The sequence below is a fragment of the Acetobacter malorum genome, assembly GCF_002153605.1.
Lineage (GTDB): Bacteria > Pseudomonadota > Alphaproteobacteria > Acetobacterales > Acetobacteraceae > Acetobacter > Acetobacter malorum_A.
Genome location: NZ_JOPG01000002.1, coordinates 48,867 through 60,037 on the forward strand (window position 1 = coordinate 48,867; position 11,171 = coordinate 60,037).

An 11,171-nucleotide genomic window follows, 5' to 3' on the forward strand; every position below is an offset into this window, starting at 1 on the left:
TTGAAACAGGACGACAATGATGACTGAGCAGATTTCACAGGACACCATCAACAAGGCGCTGTGGAACGCCTGCGATACCTTTCGTGGCACCGTCAGCCCCGACACCTACCGCGATTACGTGCTGACCATGCTGTTCCTGAAATACATCTCCGATGTGTGGCAGGACCATTATGACAGCTACAAAAAAGAGTATGGTGACAACCCCACCCTGATCGAAGCCATGATGGCGCAGGAACGCTTTATTCTACCCAAGGGCGCGGACTTCTATACGCTCTATAAAGAGCGCAACGCCCCCGGAAACGGTGAGCGGATTGATAAAGCCCTGCACGCCATTGAAGAAGCCAACGGCACCAAACTCAAGGACGCAGGCAAGAGCGTCTTCCAGGACATCAGCTTCAATTCCGACAAGCTGGGCGATGAAAAGCAGAAGAACACCATTCTGCGGCATCTTCTGGAAGATTTTCACAAGCCGGACCTGAACCTGCGCCCTTCCCGCGTGGGCAATCTGGATGTGATCGGCAATGGCTACGAATTTCTGATCAAGAACTTTGCCGCCAGTGGGGGGCAGAAAGCGGGCGAGTTCTATACCCCGCCGGAAGTCAGTGAGCTGCTGGCCCGTATTCTGAATCCGCAGCCGGGCGAGAGCATCTGTGACCCGGCCTGTGGCTCGGCATCCCTGCTCATGAAGTGCGGTCGGCAGGTGACGCAGAACCACAAGGGCAGCCGGGATTACGCCCTGTATGGGCAAGAAGCCATTGGCTCCACCTGGTCGTTTGCCAAGATGAACATGTTCCTGCATGGCGAGGACAATCATCGCATTGAATGGGGTGACACCATCCGCAACCCCAAGCTGCTGGATGATAAAAACCACCTGATGCGCTTTGACGTGGTGACGGCCAACCCGCCCTTCAGCCTCGACAAATGGGGGCATGAAGACGCAGCGGACGACGTGCATCACCGCTTCGCCCGTGGCGTGCCGCCCAAGACCAAAGGCGATTACGCCTTTATCCTGCACATGATCAGCACCTTGAAAGACCGCACGGGCCGCATGGGGGTTGTGGTGCCGCATGGCGTGCTGTTCCGGGGCAGTTCGGAAGGCAAAATCCGCCAGAAGCTGATTGACGAAAACTTATTGGATGCCGTGATCGGCCTACCGGAAAAGCTGTTCTTCGGCACAGGAATTCCAGCCGCCATCCTGATCTTCCGCAAGGACCGCAAGACAAAAGACGTTCTCTTCATTGACGCCAGCCGCGAGTTCAGGGCGGGCAAGAACCAGAACGTGCTGACCGAAGAGAACATCACCAAGATTGTGGACACTTACCGTGCCCGCAAGGATGTGGACAAATACGCCCATCTCGCCATGCCGGACGAGATCAGGGAGAATGACTACAACCTGAACATTCCGCGTTATGTCGATACGTTTGAGGAAGAAGAGGAAATCGACCTGAACGCCGTGCGGGCCGAACGGGCGGAGATCAAGGCGGAACTGGCCAAGCTGGAAGCCCAGATGGATGTTTATCTGAAGGAGCTGGGTTATGCTTCCTGAAGGGTGGAGAAAAACAAAACTTCCTGAAATTGCATGGTACCAAGAAGGTCCAGGCCTCAGAAAATGGCAGTTCCAAGATCATGGCTGCAAAGTCCTAAATATAACCAATATAGAATACGGAAAAATAAACAAAGAAAAGACAAACAGATACATTTCATGGGAAGAAGTGGATTCTAAATACAAGCATTTTTTGTGTGATGAAAACGATATTGTAATAGCAAGCTCTGGCAACTCTTATTGCAAGCATGGGATTATCAAATCTGAAGACCTTCCTCTTGTGATGAATACAAGTGTCATAAGATTCAAGCCTCATTCTGGGACATCATATGGGTTTTTAAATCAATATCTGAAATCTTCCTTCTTAAAATCACAAATAGACACTCTTATTACTGGAGGAGCTCAACCAAATTTTGGTCCCTCACACCTAGAGCAAATTGTTTTGTTAGTCCCCCCACTATCCGAACAGAAGAAGATCGCGGCGATCCTCTCGACGTGGGATCGTGCGATTGAGGGGACTGAGAAGCTTCTGGCCAACAGCCAGCAGCAGAAAAAAGCCCTCATGCAGCAACTCCTCACAGGTAAAAAACGCCTGCCGGGGTTCTCGGGGGAGTGGAAAATAGGAACGCTATCAGAGATTGCTCATATTGACACAGGATTTGCGTTCAAAAGCTCAGAATTCACTGATAATGCTAACGATATGCCTATAGTCAGAATGAGCGACCTTAAAGAGGGGACACTCCATTTAGAAAACTGCAAAAGACTACATTTAAACAGTCTGTCAGGCTTAGAGAAATTCTCTTTGAAAGAAAAAGATTTTATCTTTGGAATGTCTGGGAGCCTCTCCAATTTTGCTTGGGTAAAGAAAAGTAATTTACCTTGCTACCTCAATCAGCGCGTTGGACGAATTAGATCGAAAAAAACAGGAGATCAGGAATTTATATCTTATTTGTATTTATCAGAAAAAATACAAAAGGAAATTGAAGATAAAGCCGCTGGTGCAGCGCAACTTAATATCAGCCTTAATGATATTAGAAGCATGAAGATTCAAATTCCCCCTCTCTCCGAACAGAAAGCTATCGCTGCCGTCCTGACCACAGCGGACGAAGAAATCACCGCCCTTGAATCCGACCTTTCCCGCCTGCGTCAGGAAAAGAAAGCCCTGATGCAGCAGCTTCTCACGGGCAAGCGCCGCGTGACGGTCGATTAAGTTATTTCAGTCCGCAGGATATTTGAAAACTATGGCTCCCGCCCCGAAATTTCAGGAAGAATACAGCGCCAAACTGCCCGCACTGGCCCTGCTCAGCACCCTCGGCTGGCGGTTTCTGCCCCCATCCGAAGCGCTGGCCCTGCGGGGCGGCAAGCAGAGTGCCGTGGTGCTGGACACACTCCTGCGGGCAGAACTGAAAAAACGCCGTTTTACGTTTGAAGGACAGGAGCACAGTCTGTCCGATCAGGCTATTGAGCGGCTTGTCTCTCACGTTACGCACCCGGACTTCGTCTCCGGCCTGCGTGACGCCAATGAGAAGATGACAACGCATCTGCTGTTCGGCATCGCCATTACCGAGTTCATCAACGGGCGCAAGGCGAACCCGACCATCGCCCTCATCGACTGGCAGAACCCGGAAAACAACAGCTTTACCTTTACCGAAGAATTCAGCGTCCTCCGCACGGATCTGACACAAACGCGCAGGCCGGATATTGTGTGTTTCGTCAACGGCATTCCGCTGGCTGTGATCGAAGCCAAGCGCCCCGATGGCCAGCCGGGCAAAGGCCCGACAGTAGAGGCCGGGATTTCCCAGAGCATCCGCAACCAGAACAAGGATGAAATCCCCCAGCTTTTTGCCTACAGCCAGCTTCTGCTCTCCATCACCGGGCATGACGGGCGCTATGGCACCTGCGGCACGCCCAAAAAATTCTGGGCCAGCTGGAAGGAAGAGGACATTCCCGAAAGCCGGATGGAGGCGCTCAAGAACACGCCGCTTTCTGGTTCCCAGAAAGACGCGTTGTTTGCGGAACGGAAACCGTCTGACCGGGTATGGTTCGAGGACTGGGCCTCCCGCCCGCTGCATGTCACGGATCAGGACCGTCTGCTGATCGGCCTGCTCTCGCCTGAGCGCCTGCTGGACATGGCGCGGTTCTTCACGCTGTTCGACAGGAAGAATGGCAAGATCGTCGCCCGCTATCAGCAGGTCTTTGGGATCAAGCGTCTGTTGGAGCGTATCAAATCCCGCCGCGCCGATGGCGGGCGAGAAGGCGGCGTGGTCTGGCACACCACCGGGTCGGGCAAGTCGTTTACGATGGTGTTTCTCAGTCGGGCGCTCATTCTGGATGAGGATCTCAAACAGTGCCGCATTCTGGTGGTGACAGACCGCAAGGATCTGGAACGCCAGTTGAGCACGACCTTCTCCACCGGCGGCGAACTGGCGGACAAGAAGGACAAGGAAGAGGCGCTGGCCACATCAGGTCGCCGTCTGGCGCAGCAGATCGGGCATGGGCAGGAGCGCATCATCTTCTCGCTCATCAACAAGTTCCACACAGCGACCACTCTGCCCGAATGCCATAACGACAGCGCGGATATCATCGTGCTGGTGGATGAAGGCCATCGCAGTCAGGGCGGTGAGAACCATGCCCGCATGAAGCACGCGCTCCCCAATGCCGCCTTCATTGCCTTTACCGGCACGCCGCTGCTCAAGGGGAGTGAGACGACCAGCCGGTTCGGCAGGATCATCCACTCCTACACCATGCAGCAGGCCGTGGCGGACAAGACGGTTACGCCTCTGCTCTATGAAGAACGTAAGCCCGATCTGGATGTGAATGACCGCGCCATTGACGCCTGGTTCGAGCGCATCACGCAGGGGCTGACCGAAGAACAGGTCACGGACCTCAAGAAGCGCTTTGCCCGCGCCAATCAGGTTTACAAGGCGGACGACCGCATCCGGCTGATCGCCATGGATCTGGCAACACATTTTGACAGCAATATCGACAGCGGCCTCAAAGGCATGCTGGCCTGTGACAGCAAGCTGTCTGCCATCCGCTACAAGCAGTATCTGGATGAGGTCGGTCTGTTCGAGAGTGCCATTGTCATGAGTCCGCCCGATACGCGGGAAGGCCATACAGAAGTGGATGAGCGCAGGCAGCCGGAAATTCAGGACTGGTGGAAGAACAATGTCGGCAGCCAGAGCGAGGAGGATTACACACGCGGCGTCATTGAGCGATTTGAGAAAGACCCGGACCTCAGGCTGATCATCGTGGTCGACAAGCTGCTGACCGGCTTTGATGAACCCAAGAATGCGGTGCTGTATATCGACAAGCCGCTGAAGCAGCACAATCTGTTGCAGGCCATTGCGCGTGTGAACCGCCTGCATGACCAGAAAAAGCACGGGCTACTGATTGATTATCGGGGCATTCTGGCGGAGCTGGACACCACACTGGCCCGCTATGACGAGCTGGCCGCCGAGAATGTCGGCGGATATGACCCAAAAGATATTGCCGGTCTGTATAGCCAGATGAGCACGGAATACCGGGAACTCCCTGCCCTGCACAAAGCGCTTTGGGCCATTTTTGAGGGTGTGAAGAACAGGAGTGACCTCCAGCAGCTTCGCGCCGTGCTCATGCCGCGCATGGTGGAGGAACACGGCCAGATGGTGGACGTGAACCTCAAGCGCCGGGATGATTTCTATGAAGCGCTGACGAAGTTTGCCGCCTGCCTGAAGGTGGCCCTGCAATCCGTGGCCTTCTTTGAAGATACCAGCTTTACGGAAAAAGACCGCGCCACCTACAAGGAGACGCTGAAGCAGATGACCAGCCTGCGCCAGATGGTCATGCAGGATACCGGTGAAACCGTGGACTTTGACCAGTATGCCGAGCAGGTGAAGAAGCTGCTGGACCGGCATGTGGCGGGGGTGAAAGTCCATGACTCCCAGGGGCTCTATGCCGTGGGCAAAATGGGTCAGAAGCCCGAAGACAACCAGCCGGAGACCTGGAGCGAGGAGAAAACCCGCAACGAGACGGACCTGATCCGCACCCGCATTACAAAGGTTATTGACCATGAGATGCAGGATGATCCGTATGCGAAGGAGGCCTTCTCGGCGTTGTTGCGGAAAGTGATTGAGGAAGCCGAGAGCCTGTTCGACCATCCCCTCAAGCAGTTCATGCTGTTTCAGGAGTTTGATGAGCAGGTAGCGAAGCGCAAACTCAACAATATTCCGTCTGTTTTTGACGGCCATCGCCATGCCCAGGCCTATTATGGCGTGTTCCTGAAAACGCTCGCGGCTATCTTCAACCATAAGCAGACGGAAGAGGAGAACCAGCGCTGGGTTGATCTGGCGTTCGAGATCGACAGCATCGTGGACAAGGCTGTACGGGAGAACTCGCTCAGCCGCCCGGATATGGAAAAGGCGGTCAGGAAAGAACTGCTGCCGCTGCTGTTCAGCACGGGCCAGAAAGCAGGCTTTGGCGTGGACAAGGCGCAGGAGATCATTGAGCAGGTCATCCAGATCATGCGGGCTGGTCCTGCTGATACTCTACGGGGCTGAAATGGAAGAAAGCCTTTCTCGCATTCTGACCTATGGGGGTGAGCAGATCCGCGTGAACCTGATCCCCCGCCCCCACCCCAGCACGACATTGCGTATCAAGGTGCATCCTGACCTGACTGTGCAGGTGGTTATTCCCAAGGGCACAACAGAGGCTGATCTGGACAAGGCTCTACACCAGAAAACCCGCTGGATCTGGCAGAAGCTGCGGGACTTCCGGGCGGTGCAGGAACATGCCACGCCTCGCACGTATGTCAGCGGAGAAAGCCACTTCTATCTGGGGCGGCGGCATTTGTTGAAAGTGCACCATCAGCCGGATACGCCTGAGACCGTGCGGATGCTGCGGGGGCGGCTGGAGGTGTCCGTGCAGGAACGTCACGCCCTGCGGATCCAAAAGATGCTGGAACTCTGGTATTTTACGCGGGCGCAGGAGGTGTTTCGCCACCGCTTGTCCGCCCTTCTCCCCACAACACTGTGGGTGACAAAGCCCCCCGCTCTGAAGCTTCAGGTGATGCAGATCCAGTGGGGCAACTGCTCACCGGGTGGGACCATCACGCTGAACCCGCATCTGGTCAAAGCTCCGCGTGACTGCATTGATTATGTCATCCTGCATGAGCTGTGCCACCTGAAGGAGCACAATCATGGCCCGGTATTCTGGGGACTTATGGAACGTGTCATGCCGGACTGGGAACGCCATAAGGCTCGACTGGACGGGATGGCAGAGCTGGTCCTTTCCTGCTGATGTGGCAGCTATGGGGGCGAACGGAATGTCTGATATCGGGAAGCAATAGCCGAAAGCAGTCATTCGCAGCACTCAGGTTCATGGAGCTTACCGATCCATCCCATTCGTTTAGCGTCCAATTGTGAGCTCCCAAGTGCGGACCGGCAGCTTCCATACCCGATCACACAGCAACGACTGCGCGACGGCCAACGTTCGTCGATAGTCTGACTCACAAAAGCCCGAAGCGACCTTCGGTCGGGTTTCCTGTGAATATCGTAAGATTCAACCCCTCGAGTTCGCTGTCCGGTGGATGCTGATTCTCAATGACTATCACTTGGCTGCCATCGCCATGGTGTGCCTTGAGGTAGCTGTAGAACCGCTCCTTCAGATCCGTACCCTGTAGCGCGGTGTCCTCATCGCCTTCAGGCTTGAAGTAGGCTAGAAGCGGGGAGTCCAGCACTAGGAAGCCTGGGTGCGGCAGACCATGTTCCTGACAATATTCAAGCAAGGCGATCGAAACGGCGGCATGCGTTATCGCACGCAAGCCCTTACCGCGACTTCCTCTTGGTTTTCCGTCGATGACAAAATCACTTGCATCTTTGTCGTAATGGACACGGCATTCACCAGGAAAATTCCACGCTTTGAGAATTTGCTCGACCTTCAACGAGAATCGGTGGGCGATAACCTCTGAGAATCCGACTGCGACCTTGTTCTTCTCAGCAGGTTCTGCCGCGACATCATCCAGATGTGCGCGGCGTGCTTCGAGCTTGTCTCGCCGATCAAAAAGAGCCAAAAATCCACGGACGGCTGACCGCGTCTCGATGATGTCGGTGAACTTTGCTCGTGCAGCTTCCACTTCGGGCGCCATAGTCTGCCGGATGTCGCCATCGACGGTAGCGTAGGCTTCTACGACCGTTGCCTGCAAATCTTCGAGGTGATCTTTTTCGGCCCGCAGTTGGGTTACTGTGGAGGCGAGCTCCTCAGAGAGTCGCTCGATTTTTCCAATTTCGGCCGTCGCCGCTTCAACGATTTCCGCGACATTTCCGTCGCAATCAGCGTCGGCATGCTGAGCTTCGGGCCCCGCTCCGCATAGCGGACAGGCCACGCGCTCGACGTAGGCGAATAGTGTGCCGCTCTCTTGGATTGCCTGCAGGCGATCACGGTCGACTGCGTAATGCTCCCGAAGAAGTTCGAAGCGGGCGAGCAACTCACCAATCTCGTCGAGCCGGTCGGTAATTTCACGCGATTGGTTTGCCAGCTCGCGGCGCTGAGACATCCGATCTTCGAGGTTCAGCTGCGCGTCTGCCACGCTGTCCCGATGTTCAGCTGCGGAGGTTTCGAGCCTCTCGAGTTGCGCTTCCAGCTCGGCTTTCTCTTCTCCCATATCGGTAATTTCCGACGCGAGATCCGCGATTAGTTCGTCGAGCAGCATGATCTGTCCTGTCTGGTCTGGCTCGTCAGCCGTGACGGACACAACAGCGGAATCATCGATCCCAGTTAGCAACAGCTTGATGGTGGCGAGTTCGGACGTCTTAAGGGTGTACTGCCCACCCCAGAATGGCGATCCCTTGTGTTGAATTTCACCTTCTTGCACAATTACGAGGCGGGCTAGGTTGCGGAAACTGAGACTGTTGGTCGTGCTCTTCGCGCTGCTCTTCAGGATCCGCTTGCCGAGGAGGCCTATTTTTTCGAGCAGAAATCCTGACACATTATCAATGCGGTCATGTGCATGCGCTTGACGTAGCGTATGTGCGGTATCGCCTTGGCGAAGAATGAAATTCCCGCCCGAGATCGCGCGCTCGAAAGTCCATGATTCGGATTCGGGACCGGACAGACCCAGATATAAAGCACTGTAGCCCTCCCTTTCCGGGATCTCCTTCAGATCGGAGCCGCCGAGCATGAAGTCGATCGCCTCAGCAAGAAAGGATTTGCCGGTGTCCGATGCACCACAGATAACGTTGACGCCACCAGAAAAGCTAATCTCAGCACGCTTAGAGGGGCCTGAAAAACCCAGTTTGTCCAGACGGAGATAGCCACTCATACGCGAGGCCCTCGAAGCTGACCTGGCTGGAACTGGCTAGTCCATTTCTCAAAGAAACGCTGAGTAATCGTGCGGATCGCATCGGTGGTCATATGGCCAAATGCTTGAATAACCCAGGCCGCTCGCGCCCTCAACTCAACCGAGTATGGTGCACTCAATGCTGCCATGTAAGGTGCCGCAGCCTCGCCTGCACGGTAAAGTATCCCATCTGGGCGCGCTACCCGCTCGACCAACCCCCGGCTCGCCATCAGAAGCAATCCCTTTTCAATGATTTCCCTACGAACCAGAAGTTCGCCAGCGCGCATCGGCAATGGCACGTGCAGGCTGTCTGGACCTCCAGCGTCGCTGGAATGCACAACAAGGTAATCAAGCTCGACAAGCCGCTGCAAATCGCAGCCATTCGGGTGGGCAGCCTCCAAGATCGCAAGGGCGCGCACGCCCGTTTCCAAAGGGCTGTTAAACGGGCTCAGCCGCTTACTCATCAGTCGGTATCCAATAAAGCCGGTCTTCATTCGCAAGCTGGTGGCAAATGCCTTGCCGGTCCTGAACGCGTGTGGCGGGGGCTAATGGATTGGACGTTAAAACAACCTGCGCCGCTTGCGACACGGTCGCCTTCATACGCTCGAACCCTGTTAGATGCGAACCCTCGCATATGTCGACGACACCCTGAAAGACTTCCTCCTGCAAAGCGTCGAACGTCCCTTCAGGCACGGTGTCGCGCGAGAAATTCCTTAGCGCTTCCGCGCTATAAAAGCGTTCACGTTGCCTGCTGAAGTCACGGTGAAGCGGTTGCTTCGAAGCGAGGGCGGCAACGTCCGGCAACTGTTCACCTAGGTGGTCCCCATAGGCATTGAGGAGTTGCCGAATATACCGGCTCTCATGTTCAGCAGGCTCAGCCGGCGGAACATGTGAAGCTGGGCGTGGTGGAAGGCCGCCGCCGAAACGGATCGCATGGAATTTGGTGGTTTCATGCTGGGCGATCAGTTCCAATACGCTTTTGGACCCGAAGATCGAGAAATCAAACGCATTGAAGTAGGAGAGAAGACTGCCCGTAAGTGCCACATCTGCCGTCTTAGTGATTTCGTGCCGACACTGCCTTTCCCAGGCGTGCCGGGTGCTCTCCTTCAGATTCATCGGGTCAAGAAGAAGTTTTGCAGCGGTTGTGCCGATGTCTTTGCTTGCGGCGAAGTAGTGCTTTCTCGGCACGGTAAACTCACCGAGCCACGAATAGTAGATGATCTTCCCGATTTCGACATGAATATCTGAAGGACGTAACGGATGATCGTAACGCTTGCACTGGTAATTGTCCCATGGAGCGCTGAACCCTGCGGCGGCGGTAAAACCGGTGACGTCGAGCCCCATGTCGCCAGCGCCCGCAAAGCGTCGCACGATCGCATAACCCTTGAGCGAACTCGCCCACTCCTCCGTGAAGCCTTCCCAGTCATCCGGAGAAAAGACCTGCACACGGATGGCTTTCGGGATCGGTAGACCGGCCTGCACATGATCTGCTGAAGCGACTTCCGAAATCGCTTTCGGCGCGATCGACTTAAAATCAGAATTTGCAATCAAAGTTGCCAATCCCCCGCACCCCTTTAAACCAGAAATAACATACGCTTACAAACAAAGTTATCGCAAGATGGGCTCCCGAGAGATCAATTGTGTTGGTGATCTCAATGAAAGGGGACGATAAGGCTGAACGAGCGGCGGTGATCATGTCCCACCTCCGGGGCGCGCACTGTGCGGAATGAGGGCGCCAAAGGATCGCTAATCACTTCCGTGTAGCGTCCGGAATTTGCGGCGAGGCGCTCCGAAGCTGTCGGTCGGTTAGGTCCCAAACGCGGTTTATCGCGGTTCACCTAAAAACGTCCGCTTTCGGGCAGCCACCATCACCACTTCGATGTCTGACTTGAGGCGTAAGCCGACTAAAACTGTTTCTCAGAAACCAGTTAAAAGCAGGTCAATAGCCTGGGTGATTTCATCCTGATAAAGAGACAATGAAGTCACGACTTTCTTCAGATCACGTTCAGGCACAGCAGCCATAAACTGTGTCATCATAACGAAGGACTGGTCATCGATTACGAAAACCGGGTTCAGTCTCTTTGCCGGCCTGGGTGCTACTTTCTGTGATAAAAGTGGCACCACGATGCGGGTGCCCAACTCGTTCAACAGGTCTGCCTGCACATCCAGAACGAAACGCGCTTCACCTCGTCCGGCCAAACGATACACATCAAAACGGGCCATTCAGAAATTCCGATAATCCGCGAGAGGAAGACCATTCTCTTCGACATACTGTCGGGATTCTTCAAGGGAGGAGCGATTTTCTGCGAGCCA

At 54.9% G+C, this 11,171-nt stretch carries 9 protein-coding genes; 4 read left to right on the plus strand and 5 right to left on the minus strand.

Annotated features, from left to right (window positions below):
* Nucleotides 1-19 precede the first annotated feature (19 nt).
* From HK23_RS01400 to HK23_RS01415, 4 genes are read left to right on the plus strand one after another with little or no spacing between them, the layout of a single operon-like run.
* Nucleotides 20-1,546: a type I restriction-modification system subunit M gene (locus HK23_RS01400; protein WP_086652602.1), complete on the plus strand. Its 1,527-nt coding sequence runs from the start codon at nt 20-22 to the stop codon at nt 1,544-1,546.
* Complete coding sequence (locus HK23_RS01405; protein WP_086652603.1) at nt 1,536-2,753, plus strand: restriction endonuclease subunit S; 1,218 nt, start codon at nt 1,536-1,538, stop codon at nt 2,751-2,753. Before HK23_RS01400 ends, HK23_RS01405 begins: the two co-directional genes overlap by 11 nt.
* 31 nt (nt 2,754-2,784) lie before the next feature.
* Nucleotides 2,785-6,081: a type I restriction endonuclease subunit R gene (locus tag HK23_RS01410; RefSeq protein WP_086652604.1), complete on the plus strand. Its 3,297-nt coding sequence runs from the start codon at nt 2,785-2,787 to the stop codon at nt 6,079-6,081.
* A 1-nt stretch (nt 6,082) separates the two neighbouring features.
* Nucleotides 6,083-6,820, plus strand: coding sequence for a M48 family metallopeptidase (locus HK23_RS01415; RefSeq protein WP_086652605.1), 738 nt, complete (start codon nt 6,083-6,085; stop codon nt 6,818-6,820).
* A 208-nt stretch (nt 6,821-7,028) separates the two neighbouring features.
* Here HK23_RS01415 and HK23_RS01420 read toward each other — a convergent pair whose 3' ends face one another.
* The 5 genes from HK23_RS01420 to HK23_RS01440 all read right to left on the minus strand — a co-directional run.
* The gene (locus HK23_RS01420) at nt 7,029-8,840 is read right to left on the minus strand and encodes a hypothetical protein (protein WP_086652606.1); all 1,812 of its coding nucleotides are present in this window, start codon (nt 8,838-8,840) and stop codon (nt 7,029-7,031) included.
* On the minus strand, nt 8,837-9,322 hold the full coding sequence (locus HK23_RS01425) for an ABC-three component system middle component 2 (protein ID WP_061471181.1): 486 nt from the start codon (nt 9,320-9,322) through the stop codon (nt 8,837-8,839). The genes HK23_RS01420 and HK23_RS01425 overlap by 4 nt, the downstream gene beginning before the upstream one ends.
* Nucleotides 9,315-10,418 (minus strand): ABC-three component system protein, encoded by a 1,104-nt coding sequence (locus HK23_RS01430; protein ID WP_218777686.1) that lies wholly within the window; start codon nt 10,416-10,418, stop codon nt 9,315-9,317. Before HK23_RS01430 ends, HK23_RS01425 begins: the two co-directional genes overlap by 8 nt.
* 357 nt (nt 10,419-10,775) lie before the next feature.
* Entirely contained in the window at nt 10,776-11,081 is a 306-nt protein-coding gene (locus tag HK23_RS01435) for a CcdB family protein (protein WP_086652607.1), read from the minus strand.
* A partial coding sequence (locus tag HK23_RS01440; protein ID WP_179193760.1) for a type II toxin-antitoxin system CcdA family antitoxin occupies nt 11,082-11,171 on the minus strand: 90 nt, incomplete at its 5' end.